Source organism: Rhizobium sp. PRIMUS64, assembly GCF_023006465.1.
GTDB classification, from domain to species: Bacteria; Pseudomonadota; Alphaproteobacteria; order Rhizobiales; family Rhizobiaceae; genus Rhizobium; species Rhizobium leguminosarum.
This window is the reverse complement of record NZ_JALBGX010000100.1, coordinates 1-23,940: the sequence shown is the minus strand read 5'-3', so window position 1 is coordinate 23,940 and position 23,940 is coordinate 1. Positions and strand designations below refer to the sequence as shown.

Here is a 23,940-nt window from a genome sequence, read left to right as displayed (position 1 = left end):
AATCGACGCTGCTGATGCAGGCAGCCGCCGCCCTTGCCCGGCGCGGCCACAAGATCATCTACGTCTCCGGCGAAGAAGCCGTGGCGCAGGTGCGGCTGCGGGCGCAACGCCTCGCGGCGGCCGATACCGACGTGATGCTGGCGGCCGAAACCAATGTCGAGGATATTCTGGCGACGCTCGCCGAGGGCAAGCGGCCGGACCTCGTCATCATCGATTCCATCCAGACGCTATGGAGCGAACTTGCCGAATCCGCGCCGGGAACGGTGACGCAGGTGCGCACCGGCGTCCAGGCAATGATCCGTTTCGCCAAGCAGACGGGCGCCGCCATGGTGCTCGTCGGCCACGTGACCAAGGACGGGCAGATCGCCGGGCCGCGCGTCGTCGAGCACATGGTCGATGCCGTGCTCTATTTCGAAGGTGACCGCGGCCATCACTACCGCATCCTGCGCACGGTCAAGAACCGCTTCGGCCCGACCGACGAGATCGGCGTCTTCGAAATGTCAGACAAAGGCTTACGCGAAGTCGCCAATCCCTCGGAACTCTTCCTCGGCGAGCGCAACGAGAAATCGCCGGGTGCTGCCGTCTTCGCCGGCATGGAGGGCACGCGTCCCATTCTCGTCGAAGTGCAGGCGCTTGTTGCGCCGACCTCGCTCGGCACGCCGCGGCGCGCCGTGGTCGGCTGGGATTCGGCCAGGCTGTCGATGATCCTGGCGGTGCTTGAGGCTCATTGCGGCGTCCGGCTCGGCCAGCACGACGTCTACCTCAACGTCGCCGGCGGTTACCGTATCTCCGAACCGGCGGCCGATCTGGCCGTTGCCTCGGCGCTCGTTTCCTCACTTGCCGGTATTGCCCTTCCTGCCGATTGCGTCTATTTCGGCGAAGTCAGCCTGTCGGGCGCCATCCGACCGGTTGCGCACACCGCCCAGCGTCTCAAGGAAGCCGAGAAGCTGGGTTTTTCCGCAGCACTGCTTCCATCCGCCTCCGCCGAACTGCCGAAGGGCTCCGGCGGGCGCTGGAGCGAAGTCGGAAGCCTGCCGGATCTGGTCGCGCGCATCGCCGGATCGAAGGGTGCGCTGCGTGTGGAAGACGATGTTTGATCCTTTCATTGCCAGGAACGGTGATGATATAGGAGGCACACGATAAGGCACGACACGGCCGCCAAGCGGCAGTCCTGGAGTTGAATTTACATGCCCATTACGATTTTCGACGGTATTGTCATCGGCGTCGTGCTCTTCTCCGCCGTGCTGGCGATGGTACGCGGCTTTTCGCGCGAGATCCTCTCGATCGCGAGCTGGGGCGGTTCGGCCGCCGCTGCCTATTACCTCTATCCCTACCTGCTGCCCTACGCGAAAAAATACACCGATGACGACCGCATCGCGATCGTCGGTTCGGCAGCGGTCGTCTTCCTGATCGCGCTCATCGTCATCTCCTTCATTACGATGAAGATCGCCGATTTCATCATCGACAGCCGCGTCGGCGCGCTCGACCGCACGCTCGGCTTCCTGTTCGGGGCGGCGCGCGGCGTGCTGCTCCTGGTCGTCGCCGTCGCATTCTGGAACTGGCTGGTCGATGTCGACCACCGTCCGGCCTGGGTTAACGAAGCGAAGTCGAAACCTTTCCTGGATTCGATGGTCGTGAAGCTGAAATCCGTTCTGCCGGAGCAATTTGCCCAGATGATACCCGAAAGCATCCGTGATAAGCTGCAGCCGCCGGCACAGGGCGCCGAAGGTACCACTCCGCCGGCGGGCGACCAGGCTCCGGCGGAAGACGCACCGACCGCGCCCGCAGACGGCGCACAGCAGCCGGCGAATTGACACAGTGTTCAAGAGCTTGACCCGCCCTCCGGCAATTGCCATTTGAGCGGAACATGAAATGAGGGTCCGGCCGGGCATTCCAGCTCCGCCGGGCTCAGCTATTTCTGGAAATGCCGATCCATTCTTGTGAGAGCAGAGGCCCGCAGAAATGAACCAGTCCCATTCCTTCCCGACCGACGATCCGCTCGACGGAGATACGCTGCATGAAGAATGCGGGGTTTTCGGAATTTTGGGACATCCCGATGCCGCCGCGCTCACGGCTCTTGGCCTGCATGCGCTTCAACATCGCGGACAGGAAGCAGCCGGCATCGTCTCCTTCGACGGCAAGCGCTTTTATCAAGAGCGCCATATGGGCCTCGTCGGTGACCACTATACCAATCCGATGACGCTCGCCCGCCTGCCCGGCAGCATTACGATCGGTCATACCCGCTACTCGACAACCGGCGAAGTGGCCATGCGCAACGTGCAGCCGCTCTTTGCCGAACTGGAAGAAGGCGGCATCGCCATTGCCCATAACGGCAATTTCACCAACGGCCTGACGCTGCGCCGCCAGATCATCGCGACCGGCGCCATCTGTCAGTCGACGTCCGATACTGAAGTCGTCCTCCACCTCATCGCCCGTTCCCGCCACGCTTCCACATCCGACCGCTTCATCGATGCCATTCGCCAGATGGAAGGCGGCTATTCGATGCTCGCCATGACGCGCACGAAGCTGATTGCCGCGCGCGACCCGACCGGCATCCGCCCGCTGGTCATGGGCGAACTCGACGGCAAGCCGATCTTCTGTTCGGAAACCTGCGCGCTCGACATCATCGGCGCCAAGTTCATCCGCGACGTTGAGAACGGCGAGGTCGTCATCTGCGAAATCCAGCCTGACGGCTCGATCAGCATCGATGCGCGCAAGCCCAGCAAGCCGCAGCCGGAGCGCCTCTGCCTGTTCGAATATGTCTATTTCGCCCGCCCGGACTCGGTCGTCGGCGGCCGCAACGTCTATACGACGCGCAAGAGCATGGGCATGAACCTTGCCAAGGAATCGCCCGTCGATGCCGACGTGATCGTGCCGGTGCCGGATGGCGGCACGCCTGCGGCGCTCGGCTATGCCCAGCAGAGCGGCATTCCCTTCGAATACGGCATCATCCGCAACCATTATGTCGGGCGCACCTTCATCGAGCCGACGCAGCAGATTCGCGCCTTCGGTGTGAAGCTGAAGCATTCCGCCAACCGCGCGATGATCGAAGGCAAGCGCGTGGTGCTGGTTGATGATTCCATCGTGCGAGGGACGACGTCTCTCAAGATCGTCCAGATGATCCGTGAAGCCGGCGCGCGCGAAGTCCATGTCCGCGTCGCAAGCCCGATGATCTTCTTCCCGGATTTCTACGGCATCGACACACCTGACGCAGACAAGCTACTGGCAAACCAATATGCCAATGTTGAAGCCATGGCCAAATATATCGGTGCGGATTCGCTCGCCTTCCTGTCGATCGACGGCCTCTATCGCGCCGTTGGCGGCGAGGATCGCAATCCGGCCCGGCCGCAGTTCACCGACCACTATTTTACCGGCGACTATCCGACCCGCCTGCTCGACAAGAACGGCGAATCCATGGGCAACAAGATTTCCATGCTCGCCAGCAACGGCTGACACGGCTCGGCTTTCCCATTATACATCCCGAGGGGTTCACCGCACCCCTCTCCCCTCGTGAGGGAACACGACATCATGAATATCAATCTTGAGGGCAAGATCGCACTCGTCACCGGTGCGTCGCGCGGCATCGGATATTTCACGGCGCTGGAGCTTGCGAAAGCCGGCGCACATGTGATTGCCTGCGCACGCACAGTCGGCGGGCTCGAGGACCTCGACGATGCGATCAAGGCCATTGGTGGCGCGGCGACGCTCGTGCCCTTCGACCTTGCCGACATGAACGCGATCGACGCGCTCGGCGGCTCGATCTTCGAGCGCTGGGGCAAGCTCGACATCCTCGTCGCCAATGCCGGCGTGCTCGGCGTCATTTCGCCGATCGGCCATATCGAGGCGAAGGTGTTCGAGAAGGTGATGACCATCAACGTCACCGCGACATGGCGGTTGATCCGCTCAGTCGACCCACTGCTTGCCCGCTCGGATGCTGGCCGCGCGGTGATCATCTCTTCGGGAGCTGCCCACAAGTGCCGCCCCTTCTGGGGCGCCTATTCCGCTTCCAAGGCTGCGGTCGAAGCGCTGGCACGCACATGGGCCGGCGAAAGTCAAAGCACACCGCTGCGGGTCACCAGCGTCGATCCGGGAGCGACACGCACGGCGATGCGAGCGCAGGCGGTGCCGGGCGAAGATCCGCAGACGCTGCCGCATCCCTCCGAGGTCGCAAAGGCGATCCTGCCATTGCTGGGGCCTGGTGTGACCGAGACGGGTAAGCTGTTCATCGTGCGGGAGAACAAGCTCGTCGATTACCGCCTTCCGGAATAAGCACCTGCATAATTCCTTAAGTCGGAATCGATTCAAGGACAAAATTATGCGGCAATTCAAAGTGCTACAGCGTCCTTTGCGCGTCCGAAAAGACGCGCGGCGCTGTCGACGTCTCAGTTCGCTGCAACGGCTGAGAACAGATGCGCCAGGCCGGCTTCCGACGGGCATAGCGCATTGAGGTCAACCGGTCCCTGGATGCCGTCCAAGGTGCCGTTGTCGGCAAATTGCCAGATTGACCAACGACTGCACTCTTCCTGTCTCGGTTCCCTGAACACACTACGCAGCCACAGATAGTGGTCAGGAAAGCGCGATTCATTGCCTTTCAGATATTGATCGAAGAACTCCTGAGTGACGTAAAAAATAGGCTTCTCCGGAAAAGTGCCTTTCAGCTCGGTGAAGAAGGCCTTCACCTCGGCAGCCATTTCCTCGAGCGTCGGGATTTTGTTGCAATTGCCGACAAACTCCAGATCGATGGCGATGGGCAGAGTTCCCTGCTCCTTCGGCACGGTCGCCAGGACATTCTGCGCCTGATCCTTGCCCGGTCGGCAGAAGGTGAAGAAATGATAGGCGCCCCTGACCAATCCGGCATCTCCGGCGCGCTGCCAGTTGTCGGCGAATTTGGAATCCCGATGATCTCCACCTTCGGTCGCCTTCATGAAGGCGAAGCGGACATTCGCCTGCGAGGCAACCACCTTCCAATCGATATCACCTTGGTGATGGCTGACATCGATGCCTTGGATCGGATAGCTGCTTAAGGAGGGATTGTTGAAGCGAAGCATTCCGAAATCGTATGCGAAATATGCCGCGAATGCGACAACCAGAATTGCAGTCGCTCCGATCGCCGATCGAGCCAGTCTCCGCATCCCTTTCTCCCTGTTAACAACAGCTTCTCAACCGGCTATGCGAGATTTGCGCCGCGAAAATGGCGGGCGAATTTCAAGGGCGCGCCAACGGGTTTCATCATCGGATGGATGTATCCTGTTGCCGCTGGATCGCTCTTCGCCCCCCTTGACCGGAAGCGCGAACCGGGCCATAAAACCCGCCATGAAAACGGTTATCTGCATTATCTGCCGGAAGATTATTCGCTAGCGCGAGCGCTGGCCCGGCCGTTTTCGTCTCCCAAATAGTCAAGATGCGAAACGCCCCGGTCCGCCGGTCGCGATATTTTTCTGATCGTGCATTTGGGAGAGTGAAATGGACGCGACGCCGGAACTGAAGCTGTACAACACGCTGACACGGGAAAAATCGGTGTTTTCGCCGATCGATCCCAACAGTGTCCGCATGTATGTCTGCGGCCCGACCGTCTATGACTTCGCTCATATCGGCAATGCCCGGCCGGTCATCGTCTTCGACGTGCTGTTCCGGCTGCTGCGCCATGCCTATGGCAAAGACCACGTCACTTATGCCCGCAACATCACCGACGTCGACGACAAGATCAATGCGCGGGCGCTTCGGGACCATCCGGGCCTGCCGCTCAATGACGCGATCCGCGCGGTCACCGAAAAGACCGAGACGCAATTTCACGCCGATGTCGCCGAACTCGGCTGCCTGGAGCCGAGCTTCGAGCCGCGCGCCACCGACAATATCGTTGAGATGACCGAGATCATCGAGAAGCTGATCGGCAACGGCCATGCCTATGTCGCATCGGGCGAAGTGCTGTTCGACACCAAATCCATGGCGGATTATGGCCAGCTTTCGAAGCGCCCGCTCGACGAGCAGCAGGCCGGCGCGCGCATCGCCGTCGACGCACACAAGAAGAATCCTGGCGATTTCGTGCTCTGGAAACTGTCGAGCCACAACGAGCCCGGCTGGGAGAGCCCCTGGGGCCGTGGCCGGCCCGGATGGCACATCGAATGCTCCGCGATGAGCAAGCGTTATCTCGGTGATGTCTTCGACATTCACGGCGGCGGGCTGGACCTGATCTTCCCGCATCATGAAAACGAAATCGCCCAATCGCGCTGCGCCCACGGTACCGAGGTGATGGCAAATGTCTGGATGCATAACGGCTTCCTGCAGGTCGAAGGCCGCAAGATGTCGAAATCCGAAGGCAATTTCGTCACCATCCACGAGTTGCTGCACACGGAAACCTTCGGCGGCCGCAAATGGCCGGGCGAGGTGCTGCGCCTTGCCATGCTGATGACGCATTACCGCGAGCCGATCGATTTCTCGATCAAGCGACTGGAAGAGGCCGAACGCCTGCTCGCCAAATGGCCGGCAGCAGATGCCGGCGATGCGGCGCCTGATGAAAGCGTGCTGAACGCGCTTTCGGACGACCTCAATACGGTGGCGGCGGTGCAGGCATTGCATGCGTTGGCGCAAGCTGCCCACACGGATCCTGCCTTGGGCGCCACTTTTGCGGCAACGGCCGACCTTCTGGGCCTGCTGCCGAAAAAGATGGAGATCGACGAAGCCGTCGCATCGGCAATCGATGCGCTGATCGCAATGCGTCTCGAAATGCTGAAGGCGAAGAATTTCACTGAGGCCGACAAGATCCGGGACGAGCTGACGGCGAAGGGCATCCAGTTGAAGGACGGCAAGGACCCGGTGACGGGCGAGCGCGTGACGACGTGGGAGGTCAAGAGATGACGACCTTTAGCGGCGGCTGCCAATGCGGAGCGATCCGTTTCCGCGTCAGCGGCGACATCGAGGATTCGTCGATCTGTCATTGCCGCATGTGCCAGAAGGCGTTCGGTGCCTATTATGCACCGCTGGTCTCAGTACGCGGCGCCGATTTCGAATGGACACGCGGAGAGCGGAAAAGATTCCGCTCTTCCAATTTCGTCGAGCGTGGCTTCTGCGGCGATTGCGGCACGCCGCTGACCTACGAGGCGCCGGATGGTATGGCGATTGCCGCTGGCGCCTTTGACGACCCTTCGGCGTTTCCGCCGGTGATCCAATTCGGCATCGAGGGCAAGATCGGTTTCGTCGATCATCTGCATGAATTGCCGGGGCACCGGACGGAGGAGGATGCGCAGGCCGCCCCCTTCCTGCTCGAACTCGTCTCCTACCAGCATCCCGATCATGAGACGCAGGCATGGCCACCGAAGGAGCTCAGATGACGGCGGAATCAGACAGAAGCGGCGGGTGTCAGTGCGGGGCGGTGCGCTACCGCGCCAAAGGCGAACTCGGCTATCCCCATCTTTGCCATTGCCGCATGTGCCAGAAGGCGGCCGGCAACTATTTCATGCCGCTGGCCGCCGCGATGCGCCGCGATTTCACCCTGACGCGCGGCGAACCGAAATGGTTTCAGTCCTCGGATCTGGTACGGCGCGGCTTCTGCGGCGATTGCGGCACGCCGCTGTTCTACGACATTCCGGAGACAGATTTCATCAATCTCACACTCGGATCGCTGGATAATCCCGATACGGTCAAGCCGGTGATGCAATCGAACACCGGCCGCAAGATGTCCTGGTTTCACGCGCTCGACGGCCTGCCGCTTGAACCACAGTCTGAAACACCCGACCGCGAGAATGCGATTGCGGCAAGCAACCATCAGCACCCCGACCACGACACGAAAAGCTGGCCCCTCGGAGAAAGCTCATGACGGACACGATAAAGACAGGCGGATGCCAGTGCGGCGCCGTGCGCTTCCGCATCTCGGGCAAACTAGGACGCCCCTCGATCTGCCATTGCCGCATGTGCCAGAAGCAGTTCGGCGGTTTCTTCTCGGCGCTCGTCACCGCGCCTGAGGAAGGGATGGAATGGACGCGCGGCGAGCCGAGCTACTTCCAGTCCTCGGTCAACATCGACCGCGGCTTCTGCAGCAATTGCGGCACGCCGATGACCTATCGTCATCCGGGCGGGCTGGAGCTTGCGATCGGCACCTTCGACGACCGCAGCGACCTCGCACCGCTGATCCAGGTCAACTATGAGGCCCGCCTGCCCTGGGTCGAGGAAATCTTCGAGGCGCCGGTGCTGAAGGATCAGGATTTCTACGCACGGCAGGAGGCGATCATCTCCTTCCAGCATCCCGATCACGACACAGAAGTCTGGCCCGCGAAAGGCGTGAAGATATGACCGAGATACTGCGCATGCTCTATCCCGAAATCGAACCCTATGCTTCCGGCCATCTCGATGTCGGCGACGGCCATGTGATCTATTGGGAGCGCTCGGGAACGCCTGGCGCCAAGCCCGCCGTCTTCCTGCATGGCGGCCCGGGCGGCGGCATCTCGCCCGCCCATCGCCGGCTTTTCGATCCCGCTCGCTACGACGTCATGCTGTTTGACCAGCGCGGTTGCGGCAGGTCGACACCGCATGCGGAACTCCATGCCAACACGACCTGGCACCTCGTTGCCGATATCGAGCGGCTGCGCGAGATGGCCGGCGTCGACAGCTGGCAGGTGTTCGGCGGCTCCTGGGGCTCGACGCTGGCGCTCGCCTATGCCGAGACGCATCCAGAGCATGTCTCCGAGCTCATCCTGCGCGGCATCTATACGCTGACCAAGGCCGAACTCGACTGGTATTATCAATTCGGCGTCTCGGAGATGTTCCCTGACAAGTGGGAGCGCTTCGTCGCCCCCATTCCGCCGGAAGAGCGGCATGAAATGATGCATGCGTATCATCGGCGTCTGACGCATGAGGACAGGAATGTCCGCCTCGCGGCCGCGCAGGCCTGGAGCATCTGGGAAGGCGAAACGATCACGCTGTTGCCGGAACCTTCGACGAGCTTCAAGTTCGAAGAGCCGGAATTCGCCTATGCATTTGCGCGCATCGAGAACCATTTCTTCGTCCATGCCGGCTGGATGGATGAGGGACAGCTGATCCGCGATTCAGGCAGGCTCAAGGATATTCCCGGCGTCATCGTGCATGGCCGCTACGACATGCCCTGCCCGGCCAAATATGCCTGGCTGCTGCACAAGGCCTGGCCGAAGGCGGAATTCCACCTGATCGAGGGCGCGGGCCATGCTTATTCGGAACCAGGGATTCTCGATCAACTGATCCGGGCGACGGATAAGTTTGCCGGGAAGGTATAAGCTGTACCGTGAGGCCCCCTCACCCTAACCCTCTCCCCGAGGGGAGAGGGGACAAGGCGAACGACGCGGCCACCCCTTCTCCCCTCGGGGAGAAGGTGCCCGTAGGGCTTCCGCACAACAGAAAACAACACCCGCTTGGCGGGAGGAAACGACATGAAAGAACGCATCTACCTCTTCGACACGACGCTCCGGGACGGGCAGCAAACGCCCGGCATCGATTTCTCCGTCGAGGACAAGATTGCGATCGCGGCCATGCTGGACGAGTTCGGCCTCGACTACGTCGAGGGCGGATATCCCGGCGCCAATCCGACGGATACGGCCTTCTTCAGTGAGAAGCGCACCAGCCAGGCCAGCTTCGTCGCCTTTGGCATGACGAAGCGGGCGGGCGTTTCGGTCTCCAACGATCCCGGCATTGCCGGGCTGCTTCAGGCCAAAAGCGATGCCATCTGTTTCGTCGCCAAGAGCTGGGATTATCACGTCGCGGTGGCGCTTGGCTGCACCAACGAGGAAAACCTCGAATGCATCGCCGAAAGCGTCAAGGCGGCGGTTGGCGCGGGCAAGGAGGCGATCGTCGATTGCGAGCATTTCTTCGACGGCTTCAAGGCCAACCCGGCCTATGCGCTCGCCTGCGCCAAGACGGCCTATGAGAGCGGCGCCCGCTGGGTGGTGCTTTGCGACACCAATGGCGGTACGCAGCCGCCGGAGGTGCGGGCGATCGTCGAGGCGGTGATCGCCTCGGGCGTTCCCGGGCACTGTCTTGGCATCCATGCGCATAACGACACCGGCCAGGCGGTCGCCAATTCGCTTGCCGCCGTCGAAGCCGGTGTCAGGCAGATCCAGGGCACGCTGAACGGCATCGGCGAGCGGTGCGGCAATGCCAATCTGGTGACGCTGATCCCGACACTGGCACTGAAGAGCGCCTACAACACACGTTTCGAAACGGCGATCGACGAGGAACGGCTGCTCAACCTCACCCGGCTCTCGCATGCCTTCGACGAGTTGCTCAACCGCTCGCCCGACCACCAGATGCCCTATGTCGGCGCTTCCGCCTTCGCCACCAAGGCCGGCATCCATGCATCGGCGCTGATCAAGGACCCGCGGACCTATGAACACGTGCCGCCGGAAACCGTCGGCAACTTCCGCAAGGTCATGGTCTCCGACCAGGGCGGCAAGGCGAACTTCATCAATGCGCTGAAACGGCGCGGCATCGCGGTCGCCAAGGACGATCCGAAGCTCGACCTGCTGATCTCCATCGTCAAGGAACGCGAATCCATCGGCTATGCCTATGAGGGCGCGGATGCGAGCTTCGAGCTGCTGGCGCGCCGCACGCTCGGCACGATCCCGGAATTCTTCACCATCGAAGGCTTCCGCGTGATGATCGAGCGCCGCTTCGACAGTCTCGGCCGCGTGAAGATCGTCTCGGAGGCGGTGGTCAAGATCACCATCGACGGCCAGACGCTGATGTCGGTTGCCGATGCCGAAGGCCCGGTCAACGCGCTCGACCTCGCGCTACGGAAGGATTTCGGCAAGTACCAGCACGAGATCGACGATCTGGTGCTCGCCGATTTCAAGGTGCGTATCCTCAATGGCGGCACGGAGGCAATCACCCGCGTGCTGATCGAATCCACCGACAGCGACGGTGTGCGCTGGTGGACGGTCGGCGTCTCCGAGAACATCATCGACGCTTCGTTCCAGGCGTTGATGGATTCCGTCATCTACAAGCTGATGAAGAACCGGCAGCTGGCGGGCAAGATCGCGGCGGAATAAACCTATTCCGCCGGCTCGGCGGCGAGACCCCAGCCCTCGCACGAATACCATTCGCTTCCTTCGGACTCCGCTCTCCACCACAGGGCGTCGGATATCTTCGTCCATCACTTCGTCTCCCGCTTCAAATCCTCTCACCCTTCATTCAACGAAATGAATTGGCCTATTCACGGCGCTTAAGCTAGGCCGGATCAGAAGAAGAACAAAGATGGAAACACCGATGTCGACCGATGCATGCGTTCCGTTGGCCAAGAACGAAGACAGTCCGCGCGGGTTCGCCTTCGCGCTGACAGCCTACCTGCTCTGGGGCTTCCTGCCGATTTACATGAAGGCGGTGGCGCATATCTCGCCGGCCGAGGTGATCGCGCATCGCATCGTCTGGTCGCTGCCGTTGGCGGGCATCGTGCTGATCGTGCTCGGGCGCACTGGGGATATCCGCGCGGCACTCAGCTCGCCGCGCATGCTGGCGATGGCGGCGCTGACGGCGTCGCTGATTACCGTCAACTGGGGCACCTATGTCTGGGCGATCGGCGCCGGCCATTCGCTCGATGCAGCACTCGGTTATTTCATCAATCCGCTGTTCAGCATCTTCCTCGGCGCGGTGTTGCTCAAGGAAAAGCTGCAGCCGTTGCAGATCGCGGCGATCGTGCTTGCGGCGCTTGCCGTCGGCATTCTCGCGCTGGATAGCGGCGGCATCCCGTGGGTGGCGCTGACGCTGGCGATCAGCTGGGGTTTCTACGCCCTGTTGCGCAAGACGCTGCCACTCGGGCCGAACCAGGGCTTCTTCCTCGAAGTGCTGATCCTCAGCGGGCCGGCCCTCCTCTATATCCTCTATCTGGAATTCGGCAGCGGCCAAGGCCACCTCTATCGCACCGGTCTTGCCGACACGACCCTGCTGCTCGGCTGCGGCGTCATCACCGCCGTGCCGCTGATGATTTATGCGAACGGCGCCAAGCTATTGAAACTCTCGACGATCGGTATCATGCAGTATATCGCGCCGACGATGATCTTCCTGATCGCCGTCTTCGTCTTCCACGAGCCGCTCGGTACGGCGCGCATGATCGCCTTCCCGCTGATCTGGGCGGGGCTGTTCCTCTATAGCTGGTCGATGCTGAAGGGAAGTCGCGGGCGCTAGAGCCTTTCCTGGTCAGATTGCAGCATTCTGCCGGAGCAGGTTTTCGTCAGGGCAAAGGCGATTGGCGACGGGCATACCCCTAGGTACGTCCGAGCCGATCGCCTTTGCCCTGGCGGAAAGATGCCCGGCCCTTCGAGTTGGCTGAAACGGGCCGGCTGATCGACCGGCCGGCTTGGCCGTAGAGCTTGGCTACGACGCGCGCCGGCCGGTCGACCATCCGACTCCGTTTGAGCCAACAGAATGCTTCAAGCTGACCAGGAAAGGCTCTGGAGCCTTTCCAGCAAAAATGCGCAGCGGTTCTGCGCTTGCGCGACAGCCGAACCGCTCCAAAGGCGCGCCCGCCTACATCTTCGAAATCACCTCGTCCTCGCCGTTACGATCGGCAGCGAGTTGGGCTGCCTGGGCCATGATCGCCGGAATTATGCCGGAGATCTCGTCGACGACGAGCGGCTGCACCCGATGGGCGGTGTGCAGGAAGCCTTCTTCGGTCATATGGCGCATCAGCTCCATCATCGGATCCCAGAAACCGTTGACGTTGGCAAAGACCATCGGCTTCTCGTGGCGGCCGAGCTGCGCCCAGGTCATGATCTCGACGATCTCCTCCAGCGTACCGATGCCGCCGGGCAGCGCGACGAAGGCATCGGAGCGCTCGAACATGGTGTGTTTGCGCGCATGCATGTCAGGGGTTACAATGAGTTCGTTGAGTTGACCAAGCGAATGGCGAGTCGCTTCCATATCGATCAGGAATTCGGGAATGATGCCCGTGACCTGACCGCCGCCTGCAAGCACGCCGCTTGCAACCGCGCCCATGATGCCTTTGGTACCCCCGCCATAGACGAGGCGCAGGCCGTATTCGGCGATCTCTCTTCCGAGAGCACGCCCGGCCGCCATGTGGGAAGGATCGCGTCCCGGCCTTGAGCCGCAGTAAACGCAGATGGATCGAATCGATACAGATTGTTCGGTCATAGAGGCAAACAACTATTCCATTTCAATGCAGTCAAGAAAATTGACTGAAAAGCAGCGTGCCTAGCTTGCCTAATTGCTTTGAATGCTTGTGAAAAGCAACGGGAATCGCTAGCAATTTCGGTTACTACGGCAAATTGCCGCTCTGGGAGACATAATGATGAAGAACCGTGCCGGCTTGCTGGCCCTTGCAGTGCTCGTAATCGCAATCCTACTGATGGTGTTTTTCGTCATGCCGCGCATCGGCGGCGATGCAACCAAGGTCGGCGACGCCATCAACCAGGCGAGCACGGAGCTCAAGAACACGGTTAACGAGGCCGCAAAGACATCGCGCTCCGCCGTGGCCGACTCGGCTGCGGTCGCCGACCAGGTGGGTCGCCTTTCGGCCGATGCCGGCGTGTCGCTCAGCGAGCTCAAGGCGCTGTTTGCCGACGGCAAGGGCCCCGCCATCGATGTCTTCACCGCCGCCAAGACCAAGGCCGTCAGCGCGCTGACCGCACTTGCCGATTTCACAATTCCCGAGGGCCTCGATCCCGCGACCCAGACCCTTGCCGCCAAAGCCAAGGACGGCGGCGCGAAAGCGCTCGCCATCGTCCAGTCGCTGCCCGAGAATATCGCCGATGCGCTTGCCGCGATCGCCAAGGCCGAAACTGCGCTGACCGGTGCGCCGGAGCCTGCCCCTGCGGCGAACACGGCAGCGGAGAATACCGGCCCGAAGCTTCCGGCCTTCGACGTATTGCGCGTTGAGCCCGACGGCTCGACGGTGATTGCCGGCTCCGCCGAACCGAACGGCAAACTCGAGGTGCTCGACGGCGAAAAGGTGGTGACGACGGCCAATGTCGATGCGAGCGGTGATTTCGCCGCCGTCCTCGACGATCCGCTTCCGGCGGGCGACCACCAGCTCGTGCTCAAGTTCACGGGCAAGGACGGCAAGAGCATGCTTTCCGAAGAAGTCGCGACCATTTCCGTGCCGAAGGACGGCAATGGCGCCAATCTGCTCGCCATGGTTTCCAAACCCGGCGCAGCGAGCCGCATCATCACCGCGCCAAAGGCCGGAACCGAAGTTGCCGATGCCTCCAATCCGATGGCGCCGCCTGCGGACAAGCCGGCAACGGGCGAAAGCTCGGCTGCGCCTGCTGCAACACCTGCACCAACCGGCGAGCTGGCGTTGCAGACGCCGAACCTCACTGACACCTCCTCCAATGGCGCAGCTACGGCACCGGATAAGACCAATGTGCCCGATGTGATGGTCAATGCCGTCGAAATCGAGGGCAACAAGATCTTCATCGCCGGCACGACTCGTTCCAATGCCAAGGTCATCGGTTATGCCGACAACAGCCTCGTCGGCCAGGATACCGCCGGCTCCGACGGGCATTTCGTCATCGACGGTGTGGTGTCGCTCTCGGTCGGCGACCACAAGATCCGCGTCGATGTCGTCGACCCCGCAGGCAAGGTGGTCGTGCGTGCGGCGGTGAATTTCAATCGCCCGGCCGGCGATCAGGTAAGGGTCGCCGCGCAATCGGTTCCCGCCGACGCGAACGGTGCTTCCTCGATGGTGCCGCTCGACGAAGGCGAGCTTGGCAAACTCAAAGCCGAGGCAGGCAAGGCCTACGGCCTGCTGAAGGGACTGTTTGCCGATGGCAAGTTGCCGGGGGCCGAACAGCTTGCGGCGGCGCGCTCGGCAACGGAATTCGCGCTGCGCTCCGTCGCCGACTTCCGCCCGGCCGCCGATGCGTCTGACAGCTTCAAGCAAGCGTCCGGCTCGTCCTCGCAGATCGCCGGCAATGCGCTGAAGCTGCTGCAGGGCCTGCCTAAGGATGCAAAGTCCGTCGGCGCCGCGCTCGAAAGACTGGGCGGGATGATCGCCGAACTCACCGCTGCACCCGCGCCGGCAGCGCCATCTGCAAACGATGTCGGAAGCAGCCAGCCGAAGACGATCGAACAGGCGCCGCTGACGGCGAACAACGCGGCGGTCATCATTCGCCGCGGCGACACGCTGTGGCAGATCTCGCGCCGCACCTATGGCCTCGGTGTTCGTTACACGACGATCTACATCGCCAACGAGGACAAGATCATCAATCCCGATCGCATTCGCCCCGGTCAGATCTTCGGCCTGCCGAAGGATGTGTTGCCGAATGCCGAAGAGCTGCACCGCAAGCGCCTTTCCGGCCAGCACCTCTAAGCAGCAGACATCATGACGAGGCCGGGCAACATACTGCAGTTCAAAGTGCTACAGCGTCCTTTGCGCGTCTGAACAGATGCGCGGCGCTGTCGTCGCCCGGCCTGTCTTTTCCTCAGCCCTGCAATTGTTGTATTCGTCCGCCTGGCACCCTATCTGGCGGTGGCGGCTGCGGGCTATGGGAAGCGCTTTCAGGCACATCCCGGTTCCGTGCTTTTGCCGGCATCGAAGCGCCGTAGTCGCGGCAAGCCCATCCGGGCTGGAGACAAGCATGGCAAACGGCAAGACAGTCTCGGAATCCAACCTGCTGCAGACGCTTCTCAACCTCTGGCCCTATATGTGGCCGGCCGGCCGGCCCGACCTCAAGATGCGCGTCGTCTGGGCCTCGGTCTTTCTGCTGATCTCCAAGTTCGTCCTGCTGCTCGTTCCCTATTTCTTCAAGTGGTCGACCGATGCGCTGAACGGCAGGATGGATCTTGCCGGCTCTGTGCCGCCGCTGCTGGCCGGCGCCATCGCGCTGGTGATCGCCTATAACATCACCCGGCTGATCCAGCTTGGCCTCAACCAGCTGCGCGACGCGCTCTTTGCCAGCGTCGGGCAACATGCCGTGCGCCAGCTCGCCTACAGGACCTTCGTGCATATGCACGAGCTGTCGCTGCGCTTCCATCTGGAGCGCAAGACTGGCGGGCTTTCGCGCATCATCGAGCGCGGCACCAAGGGCATCGAGACGATCGTGCGCTTCACGATCCTCAATTCGGTCCCGACGGTCATCGAATTCCTGCTGACGGCAGTGATCTTCTGGTGGGGCTACGGCTTCTCCTATCTCGCCGTTACCGGCTTTACCGTCTGGGCCTATATCTGGTTCACGATCCGCGCATCCGACTGGCGCATCGCCATCCGCCGGTCGATGAACGACAGCGATACCGACGCCAATACCAAGGCGATCGACTCCCTCCTCAATTTCGAGACCGTCAAATATTTCGGCAATGAGGAGATGGAGGCCAAGCGCTTCGACAAATCGATGGAACGCTATGAGAAGGCCGCGACCGATGTCTGGACCTCGCTCGGCTGGCTGAACTTCGGCCAGGGCGTCATCTTCGGCATCGGCACGACGATCATGCTGGTGCTGTCGGCGCTGGCCGTGCAGCGCGGCGAGCAGACGGTCGGGGATTTCGTCTTCGTCAATTCGATGCTGCTGCAGCTTTCCGTGCCGCTCAACTTCATCGGCTTCGTCTATCGCGAAATCCGCCAGGGGCTGACCGATATCGAGCAGATGTTCGACCTGCTTGAGGTGAAGGCCGAGGTCCATGACGCGCCCGATGCAACGGAGCTTCGGATCGGCCAGGGCGCTATCTCTTTCAAGGACGTGTACTTCTCCTACGATCCGGCCCGCCCGATCCTGAAGGGCATTTCCTTCGAGGTGCCGGCCGGCAAGACGGTCGCCGTCGTCGGCCCGTCGGGTGCCGGCAAATCGACGCTGTCGCGCCTGCTCTATCGTTTCTACGATATCCAGAGCGGCGAGATCACCGTCGACGGCCAGGATATCCGCACGGTGACGCAGAAGAGCCTGCGTACGGCGATCGGCATGGTGCCGCAGGATACGGTGCTCTTCAACGACACGGTCGCCTACAACATTCGCTACGGCCGCACATCGGCCAGCGACGGCGAGGTCTTTGCAGCCGCCGAGGTGGCGCAGATTGCGCATTTCATCGAAATGCTGCCCGAGGGGTTCGAAACCAAGGTCGGCGAGCGCGGGCTGAAGCTTTCGGGCGGAGAGAAGCAGCGGGTGGCGATCGCCCGCACCATCCTCAAGGCACCGCCGATCCTGATCCTCGACGAGGCGACGTCGGCGCTCGACACGACGACGGAACGGGAAATCCAGGAGGCACTCGACCTGGTTTCGAAGAACCGCACGACGCTTGTCATCGCCCACCGGCTTTCGACGGTGATCGGCGCCGATGAAATCATCGTGCTCAAAAGCGGCGAGATCGCCGAGCGCGGAACACATGCCGCCCTCCTCGAAAGAAACGGCCTTTATGCCTCGATGTGGAACCGCCAGCGCGAAGCGACACAGGCGGAGGAACATCTGAAGCAGGTGCGCGAAAGCGACGACCTCGGCGTGATAACGCGGCTTGCTCCGGCAAGCTGAGCCGGGAGACCGACGCCGGCCGGCTTTTGTTGTTCAGAACCCCGGCATGGGAACCAGGGCCGAGGCCGCAGCATTGCCCCGGAGACGGTTTTTCGCTAACCAGCAAAAATGAAAACGCAAGGAGACCGGCAGCCATGAGCCTGTTCAACACGGTTCGCAACACGATCGTTCCCGTGCACAAGGAGGGTTATCCCTTCGTTGCCGCCTTCTTCGTCGCGTCGCTGGTCTTGGGCTGGATCTTCAAGCCGCTCTTCTGGATCGGCATGATCTTCACGCTCTGGTGTGCCTATTTCTTCCGTGATCCCGAGCGCGTGACCCCGCAGGACGACGACCTGGTGATCTCTCCCGCCGATGGCAAGGTCTCGGCGATCCAGATGGTGACCCCTCCGGCAGAGCTCAACCTCGGCTCCGAGCCGATGCTGCGCATCTCGGTCTTCATGAACGTCTTCAATTGCCATGTGAACCGGGCGCCGATGCGCGGGCGCATCGTCAGCATCAACTACCGCTCCGGCAGCTTCGTCAACGCCGAGCTCGACAAGGCGAGCGAGGACAATGAGCGCAACGGGCTGGTGATCGAAACCCGGCACGGCCAGATCGGCGTCGTGCAGATCGCCGGCCTCGTGGCGCGGCGCATCCTCTGCTGGGCGAACCCCAACGAGCCGGTGGATGCCGGCGAGCGCTTCGGGCTGATCCGTTTCGGCTCGCGGCTCGATGTGTTCCTGCCCGCCGGTGCCGCGCCACGCGTCTCGCTCGGCCAGACGGCGGTTGCGGGAGAAACTGTCATCGCCGAATTCGCCTCCGCCAAGGGTCCCGTCATCAGCCGCCGCAGCTAGGAACGATTGGAACGCGATATGGAAACGCCTTTTCCGCCTTTCGAGCCCAACGGGCCGGATGATTCCGCCCGCGGCCCGCGTCTGCGCGAAATCCCGCTCCGGCTCGTCTTTCCGAACCTCATCACCATTCTGGCGATCTGCGCCGGGTTGACCGGCATCCGGCTGGCTTTCGAGAATCGTTACGAGCTCGCCGTCTCCATGGTGCTGCTCGCTGCCTTCCTCGATGGCATCGACGGACGCGTAGCGCGGCTGATGAAGGCGACTTCGAAGTTCGGCGCGCAGATGGATTCGCTTGCCGACATCGTCAATTTCGGCGTCGCGCCCGCCCTCGTCGTCTATGTCTTCGCGCTCGACCAGGCACGCTCGCTCGGCTGGATTGCCGCCCTGATCTATGCGATCGCCGCCGGGCTTCGCCTTGCTCGCTTCAATGTCATGGCCGAACGCGAAAACAAGGCGAGCTGGCAATCGGAATATTTCGTCGGCGTGCCGGCGCCGGCCGGCGCCATGCTGGTGCTGCTGCCTGTCTATCTCGGCTTCCTCGGGTTGGCGACGGACCGCACCTTCGCCTATCTCTCGTCGATCTACACCGTGCTCATCGCCTTCCTGCTGATCAGCCGGCTGCCGGTCTGGTCGGGCAAATCGGAAGGCAACCGCCTGCGGCGCGATCTCGTGCTGCCGATGATGCTCGGCGTCGTGCTCTATGTGGCTCTGCTGATGAGCTACACCTGGGAAGTGATGGTCTTCACCGTTGCCGCCTACCTCGTATCACTTCCCTTCGGCGCCCGGAAATGGCGGCGGAAATACGGGACGCTGACGATCGAGGAGCCGGGCATCGGCGACGACGATATCGGCCGGCACATCTGACCCCCGAGCATTTCCGGATTTCTTCGAATGACGGAAATGCTTCTCTCCCTTCGTTCTGACGGATCCCCGGGAAAAGCATGCGCTTTATCCGGGTGAAAACCGTTCCGCGCTTTTCCCCGAAAACCGCTTTCGTACTTTTATTGGAACTGCTCTCTTCAGTAAGTATTAACCAACGTAGGCTTCAGTTAAGCCTCGCGAATTATGGTGGGCGTTTACAAATCCTGATAAGCGACGCCCCCGTTTTGTCGCTATTCGTGACGAAACATCAAACTATAAAATGCCCAGGGAAGAACCACGCAAGGAGAGTATCGTGACTTCGAAGAAGAGCAGTACCGGCGAACAGCAGGTGGCCAAGCCAGACCTCGCCGCCAACTATCGCCCCGTCGGCCTGAAGGCTGTTGCCGCAGCATCGCTGATGGCCAAGCATAAGCCGACCGGCGTCAAAAAATCCGCTTGAGGCGGAAAGCTTCAAATCGGAATCATGCGTGCTTTCGGGTTACATGCGTTAGGCACCGCTGACGAAATGAATGACGAGGCGATCGCCGGAAATCTCCCGACAACGCTCTGGCGACATAAGCACAACCCGAAAAACCTGATGGAGCGACGCATCGCCGCCGCCTATCTGAGACGTCGACGCCGATCGGTCACCGACAGGCCCGCAGGTGCGGAGGATAGTGTTCAGAAGAAGCTGAGCTGGCCGTCGTCAGGCTTTTGCTTCTCGGGCGCCCTCAGCGGCTTTTCGATGACGACCGGCTCCTGCAGGTCGGGACCCATGTTGGCGACCTTGTTGACCTTGTCGGAGACCGGGACGGCCTCGAAGAAATCATCCTGAACGGGCTGCAGCAGGTCGGCCACCTCGCGCGGTTCCTGGGTCTTGCAATCGAGCCAGCGGGAGAAATCCTCAGGTCTGATGACGACAGGCATGCGATCGTGGATCGCTGATATGGCTGAATTGGCTGCTGTCGTCAGGATCGCGCCGGTATCGACCTCGGAGCCGTCGGCCGAGGACCATGTCTCCATCAACCCGGCAAAGGCGATGACCCCACCCTGGCGCGGCCTGATCCAATAGGGCTGCGGCCGCTCGCCGCTTTCCTTGGACGGGCGATGCCATTCATAAAAACCGGAGGCCGGAATGAGCACGCGACGATGACGCATGGCTGCGCGGAAAGAGGCTTTGCCGATCGCGGTTTCGGAGCGCGCGTTGATTAGCAGCGGGAAATCCTTCGGGTCCTTGACCCAACCCGGCGTGAGGCCCCAGCGCACGAGCACGGCGCGCCGGTCGGCCAAGTTGCTGCCCTGCTCCCTGCCCTCGCCTGATATGACGACGAGAATCGGTTGCGTCGGCGCGATGTTGTAACGCGCCGGAAAGTCGTCGAGATCGAGACCGGAGAAGACGTCGCGCAGGTCGGCGCTGGAGATTGTCAGGGCGAAACGTCCACACATCGGCTTGTCTTTGCACCCGGCTGGTGTTCGGTCAAGACACCTCAGCCTCTCGGCGCGAAGAGGATGAGGCTGGCGCCGGCAAGGCAGATCAGCGCACCACCGATATCGTAACGATCAGGCACGCGGGCTTCGACCAGCCACAGCCAAAGCAGCGAGGCGAGGATATAAATGCCGCCATAGGCCGCGAAGGTACGGCCGGCGACCTCGCTCGGCACCAGCGTCAGAAGCCAGGCGAAAAGCACCAGAGAGACCATGCCCGGCGCCAGCCACCAGATGGACTTTTCGAGCTTCAGCCATGCCCAGAAAGCAAAGCAGCCGGCGATCTCGAAGACCGCGGCAAAGGCATAGATGATGTAGGTCACGGAAGCCCTTTCGAATCCTTCGGCTTTTTGCTTCATGCATGTCGCTATCTCAAAACCGCTGCACACTTTTCAGCGACATGCATTGGCAACTATCCCTGCGAAAAGTGTGGAAGCCAAGCAGCGCCGGCATGCAAATGTCGGTTCATCGGATAGGATAGGCGATCACAGCAAGAGCAGTCCCGATGACCTCCACCGCCAAACCCGGCTCCGCCGCCATCCTCGAACGCGACGGACGATTCCTTCTGGTGTTGCGCCGCAACCCACCTTCCGCCGACATGTACGCCTTTCCCGGCGGGCGCGCCGAGCCCGGCGAAACGCCTGAGCAAACGGCACTGCGCGAATTCCATGAAGAGACCGGCATTTCGGCACGGAATCCGCGGTTATTTTCGACCTACGACCTGAAGACGCATGCGGCCGACGGCAGCGTTAACAGCCATTTCCTGCTGTCGGTCTTCCGCGTCGACGCGGATCGGGACGCGGTGGCGGAAGCCGCCGACGATGCAGCCGCCCTCGGTTGGTACACGGTGGAGGAAATCCGGCGGCTGCCCGTGCCACAGAGCGTACTTGAATGCGCTGAGCGGCTGGCGGGCGGCGAATAGACGTGGAAACTTTCAAGCACGCCTTGTTGCCGTCATGCTCAGCGTATCAACTACGAACATGATTCCCGTTCGACGTGTTTTTCTGTCCCTGCTCGTCCTCGCCGGCCCCACGATGGCGCAGGGCAAGAATACGCCGCCTCCACAGGAGGAGCAGATTGCACCGCCGATCGTGAACGTGCCCTATGACGACAAGCTGGCGCGGTTCGCCGAGGTGCTGGGTTCGGTGCATTATCTCAGAACGCTCTGCAAGGCGCCCGGCGGCGACGAGTGGCGAAACGGCATGCAGCAGCTGCTCGATTCGGAGACCGGTAACGAGCAGCAGCGCAAGGAAAAGCTCACAGCGGCCTTCAATCGCGGCTATCGCGCCTTCGCCTCGGTCTATACGGATTGCACCCCGGCGGCCATCGTGGCAGAAGAGCGCTACCGTAACGAAGGTGCAACACTTGCCACAGAAATTACCTCGCGCTTTGGAAATTGACGTTTAATTAACCTGTTTTCGCATGCGGACGTGTCGTTTTGGGAAAAGGCTGTTAGTGTTGTTAACGGTGCAGTAAGACATGAGAAGTGCTGAGGAAAAAACAATGGAAGCAAGCCTCAACGACATCGACGACATGATCGTCCACGAAAAGATGCAGGCAGCTCTGGAGTACCAGAACGAGGCTTGGGCCGACGGCATGGCCGACGGGATCGAGCCTGAAATCATCGCTGATGCCGCCATTGCACATGCGCTGCGCGAGACGATCAGATTGCATGGGGAAAAGAGCGCCGAAGCCCTGCTGGATTCGCTGCGTGAGCGCATGCTTGCCGGCGAATTCTCCGCGAACCGCACCCTGCAATAATTGTTATCAGAGAGTTTGATGCACACCGGTAAAGAGAAAGTTTCGCGAATTTCGCTCGCGCCGGTGCTGCTTGCGTTCAGCCTCGCCGCCGGCAATGTTTTCCTTGCGCCGGCCGCCTACGCGCTTTCCGAACTGCACAACATCCCCGGCCAGGCGGCCAACGAGACGCCGCCAGCACAGGGAAGCGCTCAAGGACAGAGCCAGCCGCAGACCACTCCCGGCGTTCCCATGGCCGATCCGTTGGTCAACAGCCAGAACAATCAGGGTGTCGACAAGACGCCCGGCACCCAGGATAATTCCAAGCCCACCGAGGTGATCTACGACATCAGCAAGGTGCCAGAGCCGGTTCGCAAGATGCGCGAGCAGATCGTCGAAGCGGCCGCCTCCGGCGATCTCGAACGGCTGCGGCCACTGATGGGCACCGGCACCGACCAGACACAGGTGACGGTGGGTGAACCGACGGACGATCCGATCGGCGCGCTGAAGGATCTGTCGGGCGATCCTGATGGCGACGAGATCCTTGCCATCATGCTCGATATCGTCTCGACCGGCTTCGTGCATGTCGGCCAGGGCACAGCAGACGACATGTATGTCTGGCCCTATTTTGCCGAGAAGGACCTAAAGTCGCTGACGCCGCCGGAGCGCGTCGAGCTGCTGCGCATCGTCACGGCCGGCGATCTCTCCGACATGCAGGAGTTCGGCGGATATAATTTCTACCGCCTCGGCATTACGCCTCAAGGCAAATGGAAATTCTTCACAGCAGGCGATTGATGCCCGTCTCGCCTGCGCTTTTCACGTTACGCATGGCGCTTGCGATCCACCTCATGAAGACATACCTCTGAGCGATGACCAACGCGACAGGTTCCGCCATGCCAGCCGTATTCCTGAATGACCGCTCATTGCTCCTTGTCAGCGGCGCGGAAGCCCAATCCTTCCTGCAGAACCTGATCACAACCGATATCACCTCGCTCGGCGCCGACGAGGCACGGCCCGGGGCACTCTTGACCCCGCAGGGCAAGATCCTGTTCGACTTCATGATCTGGCAGGACGGCGACGGCTACATGATCGAAACCGATGCCGGCCAGCGCGACGGCCTGCTGAAGCGGCTGACAATGTACAAGCTGCGCGCCGCCGTCACACTTGCGACAAGCACGGAAGAGGGCGTCACCGTTTCCTGGAGCGAGGATGCCGAGGGCAGCCAGGGCGTCCGGGACAGCCAGGGCGTCCGAGACAGCCAAGGCGTCCGAGACAGCCGCTTCGCCAAGGCGGGCGTCACGCTGATCCGCCGGCCCGGCAAACATGGCGATGGCAAAGAGGCGCTCTACGACGCGCTGCGCATCAGCCACGGCATCGTCACATCAGGATCGGACTTCGCCCTGCAGGACGCCTTCCCGCATGACGTGCTGATGGATTTCAACGGCGGCCTCTCCTTCAGGAAAGGCTGCTATGTCGGGCAGGAGGTCGTCTCGCGCATGCAGCACCGCGGCACCGCGCGCCGGCGCGTCGTCACGGTGTCCGCCGCGACAGCCTTGCCGGAGACCGGGACGGAGATCACCGCCGGCGGCAAG

The 23,940-nt window shown here is 61.7% G+C and carries 25 protein-coding genes; 21 read left to right on the top strand and 4 right to left on the bottom strand.

All coding sequences use genetic code 11. The features are described 5' to 3' along the window. From radA to MOV76_RS28835, 4 genes are all read left to right on the top strand, one after another. A partial coding sequence (gene radA / locus MOV76_RS28850) for a DNA repair protein RadA (RefSeq protein WP_247265808.1) occupies positions 1–1,097 on the top strand: 1,097 nt, incomplete at its 5' end. Between the two features lie 90 nt (positions 1,098–1,187). Further along, complete coding sequence (locus MOV76_RS28845; RefSeq protein ID WP_168267891.1) at positions 1,188–1,814, top strand: CvpA family protein; 627 nt, start codon at positions 1,188–1,190, stop codon at positions 1,812–1,814. A 148-nt stretch (positions 1,815–1,962) separates the two neighbouring features. After that, a complete protein-coding gene (gene purF, locus MOV76_RS28840; RefSeq protein ID WP_018241433.1) occupies positions 1,963–3,453 on the top strand; it encodes an amidophosphoribosyltransferase in 1,491 nt (496 codons plus the stop codon). 75 nt (positions 3,454–3,528) lie between these two features. Next, on the top strand, positions 3,529–4,269 hold the full coding sequence (locus tag MOV76_RS28835) for an SDR family NAD(P)-dependent oxidoreductase (RefSeq protein WP_018241432.1): 741 nt from the start codon (positions 3,529–3,531) through the stop codon (positions 4,267–4,269). A 113-nt stretch (positions 4,270–4,382) separates the two neighbouring features. Here MOV76_RS28835 and MOV76_RS28830 read toward each other — a convergent pair whose 3' ends face one another. Further along, positions 4,383–5,132: a GH25 family lysozyme gene (locus MOV76_RS28830; RefSeq protein ID WP_047621518.1), complete on the bottom strand. Its 750-nt coding sequence runs from the start codon at positions 5,130–5,132 to the stop codon at positions 4,383–4,385. A 331-nt stretch (positions 5,133–5,463) separates the two neighbouring features. Here MOV76_RS28830 and cysS point away from each other — a divergent pair, with 331 nt between their 5' ends. From cysS to rarD, 7 genes are all read left to right on the top strand, one after another. Further along, positions 5,464–6,855 carry a cysteine--tRNA ligase gene (cysS, locus tag MOV76_RS28825; RefSeq protein ID WP_131702322.1) on the top strand — a complete coding sequence of 464 codons (1,392 nt, stop codon included), beginning with the start codon at positions 5,464–5,466 and terminating at the stop codon, positions 6,853–6,855. After that, entirely contained in the window at positions 6,852–7,328 is a 477-nt protein-coding gene (locus MOV76_RS28820; RefSeq protein WP_131702321.1) for a GFA family protein, read from the top strand. Before cysS ends, MOV76_RS28820 begins: the two co-directional genes overlap by 4 nt. Then, positions 7,325–7,813, top strand: coding sequence for a GFA family protein (locus MOV76_RS28815; RefSeq protein WP_026188340.1), 489 nt, complete (start codon positions 7,325–7,327; stop codon positions 7,811–7,813). The genes MOV76_RS28820 and MOV76_RS28815 overlap by 4 nt, the downstream gene beginning before the upstream one ends. Then, entirely contained in the window at positions 7,810–8,286 is a 477-nt protein-coding gene (locus MOV76_RS28810) for a GFA family protein (RefSeq protein WP_018241427.1), read from the top strand. The genes MOV76_RS28815 and MOV76_RS28810 overlap by 4 nt, the downstream gene beginning before the upstream one ends. Further along, a complete protein-coding gene (gene pip / locus MOV76_RS28805; protein WP_247265807.1) occupies positions 8,283–9,242 on the top strand; it encodes a prolyl aminopeptidase in 960 nt (319 codons plus the stop codon). Before MOV76_RS28810 ends, pip begins: the two co-directional genes overlap by 4 nt. A 153-nt stretch (positions 9,243–9,395) precedes the next feature. After that, entirely contained in the window at positions 9,396–11,009 is a 1,614-nt protein-coding gene (gene cimA, locus MOV76_RS28800) for a citramalate synthase (protein ID WP_065277867.1), read from the top strand. 217 nt (positions 11,010–11,226) lie between these two features. Further along, the gene (rarD, locus tag MOV76_RS28795) at positions 11,227–12,141 is read left to right on the top strand and encodes an EamA family transporter RarD (RefSeq protein WP_247265806.1); all 915 of its coding nucleotides are present in this window, start codon (positions 11,227–11,229) and stop codon (positions 12,139–12,141) included. Between the two features lie 342 nt (positions 12,142–12,483). Here the strand turns inward: rarD and MOV76_RS28790 are convergent, their stop codons facing one another. Continuing rightward, the gene (locus MOV76_RS28790) at positions 12,484–13,107 is read right to left on the bottom strand and encodes a TIGR00730 family Rossman fold protein (protein ID WP_168298046.1); all 624 of its coding nucleotides are present in this window, start codon (positions 13,105–13,107) and stop codon (positions 12,484–12,486) included. Positions 13,108–13,261: 154 nt separating this feature from the next. On the opposite strand from MOV76_RS28790, the gene MOV76_RS28785 reads away from it, so the two are divergent. From MOV76_RS28785 to MOV76_RS28765, 5 genes are all read left to right on the top strand, one after another. After that, entirely contained in the window at positions 13,262–15,286 is a 2,025-nt protein-coding gene (locus MOV76_RS28785; RefSeq protein ID WP_247265805.1) for a LysM peptidoglycan-binding domain-containing protein, read from the top strand. Positions 15,287–15,554: 268 nt separating this feature from the next. Further along, complete coding sequence (locus MOV76_RS28780; RefSeq protein WP_247265804.1) at positions 15,555–17,432, top strand: ABC transporter ATP-binding protein/permease; 1,878 nt, start codon at positions 15,555–15,557, stop codon at positions 17,430–17,432. After that, positions 17,330–18,265, top strand: coding sequence for a phosphatidylserine decarboxylase (locus MOV76_RS28775; RefSeq protein WP_280758191.1), 936 nt, complete (start codon positions 17,330–17,332; stop codon positions 18,263–18,265). Before MOV76_RS28780 ends, MOV76_RS28775 begins: the two co-directional genes overlap by 103 nt. An 18-nt stretch (positions 18,266–18,283) precedes the next feature. Further along, the gene (gene pssA, locus MOV76_RS28770) at positions 18,284–19,129 is read left to right on the top strand and encodes a CDP-diacylglycerol--serine O-phosphatidyltransferase (protein ID WP_018447395.1); all 846 of its coding nucleotides are present in this window, start codon (positions 18,284–18,286) and stop codon (positions 19,127–19,129) included. Between the two features lie 310 nt (positions 19,130–19,439). Further along, positions 19,440–19,586 carry a hypothetical protein gene (locus MOV76_RS28765; protein WP_018447394.1) on the top strand — a complete coding sequence of 49 codons (147 nt, stop codon included), beginning with the start codon at positions 19,440–19,442 and terminating at the stop codon, positions 19,584–19,586. 221 nt (positions 19,587–19,807) lie between these two features. Here MOV76_RS28765 and MOV76_RS28760 read toward each other — a convergent pair whose 3' ends face one another. Together MOV76_RS28760 and MOV76_RS28755 are read right to left on the bottom strand one after the other, a co-directional pair. Continuing rightward, complete coding sequence (locus MOV76_RS28760; protein WP_247265803.1) at positions 19,808–20,572, bottom strand: SOS response-associated peptidase; 765 nt, start codon at positions 20,570–20,572, stop codon at positions 19,808–19,810. A gap of 41 nt (positions 20,573–20,613) precedes the next feature. Continuing rightward, the gene (locus MOV76_RS28755) at positions 20,614–20,934 is read right to left on the bottom strand and encodes a YnfA family protein (RefSeq protein ID WP_026188339.1); all 321 of its coding nucleotides are present in this window, start codon (positions 20,932–20,934) and stop codon (positions 20,614–20,616) included. A gap of 182 nt (positions 20,935–21,116) precedes the next feature. On the opposite strand from MOV76_RS28755, the gene MOV76_RS28750 reads away from it, so the two are divergent. The 5 genes from MOV76_RS28750 to MOV76_RS28730 form a co-directional block, all read left to right on the top strand. Further along, on the top strand, positions 21,117–21,533 hold the full coding sequence (locus tag MOV76_RS28750; RefSeq protein ID WP_112906466.1) for an NUDIX hydrolase: 417 nt from the start codon (positions 21,117–21,119) through the stop codon (positions 21,531–21,533). 34 nt (positions 21,534–21,567) lie between these two features. Then, complete coding sequence (locus tag MOV76_RS28745) at positions 21,568–22,011, top strand: TIGR02301 family protein (protein ID WP_018447390.1); 444 nt, start codon at positions 21,568–21,570, stop codon at positions 22,009–22,011. A 103-nt stretch (positions 22,012–22,114) separates the two neighbouring features. Then, on the top strand, positions 22,115–22,372 hold the full coding sequence (locus MOV76_RS28740) for a hypothetical protein (RefSeq protein ID WP_003546972.1): 258 nt from the start codon (positions 22,115–22,117) through the stop codon (positions 22,370–22,372). Between the two features lie 18 nt (positions 22,373–22,390). After that, entirely contained in the window at positions 22,391–23,143 is a 753-nt protein-coding gene (locus MOV76_RS28735) for a hypothetical protein (RefSeq protein ID WP_047621504.1), read from the top strand. Positions 23,144–23,217: 74 nt separating this feature from the next. Next, the coding region (locus tag MOV76_RS28730) for a folate-binding protein YgfZ (RefSeq protein WP_247265802.1) at positions 23,218–23,940 on the top strand (723 nt) is incomplete at its 3' end.

Bases quoted from the DNA above. Each gene is read 5' to 3' on its own strand.
- MOV76_RS28845 (WP_168267891.1), top strand. From the start codon at position 1,188: ATGCCCATTACGATTTTCGACGGTATTGTCATCGGCGTCGTGCTCTTC.
- purF (WP_018241433.1), top strand. From the start codon at position 1,963: ATGAACCAGTCCCATTCCTTCCCGACCGACGATCCGCTCGACGGAGAT.
- MOV76_RS28835 (WP_018241432.1), top strand. From the start codon at position 3,529: ATGAATATCAATCTTGAGGGCAAGATCGCACTCGTCACCGGTGCGTCG.
- MOV76_RS28830 (WP_047621518.1), bottom strand. From the start codon at position 5,132: ATGCGGAGACTGGCTCGATCGGCGATCGGAGCGACTGCAATTCTGGTT.
- cysS (WP_131702322.1), top strand. From the start codon at position 5,464: ATGGACGCGACGCCGGAACTGAAGCTGTACAACACGCTGACACGGGAA.
- MOV76_RS28820 (WP_131702321.1), top strand. From the start codon at position 6,852: ATGACGACCTTTAGCGGCGGCTGCCAATGCGGAGCGATCCGTTTCCGC.
- MOV76_RS28815 (WP_026188340.1), top strand. From the start codon at position 7,325: ATGACGGCGGAATCAGACAGAAGCGGCGGGTGTCAGTGCGGGGCGGTG.
- MOV76_RS28810 (WP_018241427.1), top strand. From the start codon at position 7,810: ATGACGGACACGATAAAGACAGGCGGATGCCAGTGCGGCGCCGTGCGC.
- pip (WP_247265807.1), top strand. From the start codon at position 8,283: ATGACCGAGATACTGCGCATGCTCTATCCCGAAATCGAACCCTATGCT.
- cimA (WP_065277867.1), top strand. From the start codon at position 9,396: ATGAAAGAACGCATCTACCTCTTCGACACGACGCTCCGGGACGGGCAG.
- rarD (WP_247265806.1), top strand. From the start codon at position 11,227: ATGTCGACCGATGCATGCGTTCCGTTGGCCAAGAACGAAGACAGTCCG.
- MOV76_RS28790 (WP_168298046.1), bottom strand. From the start codon at position 13,107: ATGACCGAACAATCTGTATCGATTCGATCCATCTGCGTTTACTGCGGC.
- MOV76_RS28785 (WP_247265805.1), top strand. From the start codon at position 13,262: ATGATGAAGAACCGTGCCGGCTTGCTGGCCCTTGCAGTGCTCGTAATC.
- MOV76_RS28780 (WP_247265804.1), top strand. From the start codon at position 15,555: ATGGCAAACGGCAAGACAGTCTCGGAATCCAACCTGCTGCAGACGCTT.
- pssA (WP_018447395.1), top strand. From the start codon at position 18,284: ATGGAAACGCCTTTTCCGCCTTTCGAGCCCAACGGGCCGGATGATTCC.
- MOV76_RS28760 (WP_247265803.1), bottom strand. From the start codon at position 20,572: ATGTGTGGACGTTTCGCCCTGACAATCTCCAGCGCCGACCTGCGCGAC.
- MOV76_RS28750 (WP_112906466.1), top strand. From the start codon at position 21,117: ATGACCTCCACCGCCAAACCCGGCTCCGCCGCCATCCTCGAACGCGAC.
- MOV76_RS28745 (WP_018447390.1), top strand. From the start codon at position 21,568: ATGCTCAGCGTATCAACTACGAACATGATTCCCGTTCGACGTGTTTTT.
- MOV76_RS28740 (WP_003546972.1), top strand. From the start codon at position 22,115: ATGGAAGCAAGCCTCAACGACATCGACGACATGATCGTCCACGAAAAG.
- MOV76_RS28735 (WP_047621504.1), top strand. From the start codon at position 22,391: ATGCACACCGGTAAAGAGAAAGTTTCGCGAATTTCGCTCGCGCCGGTG.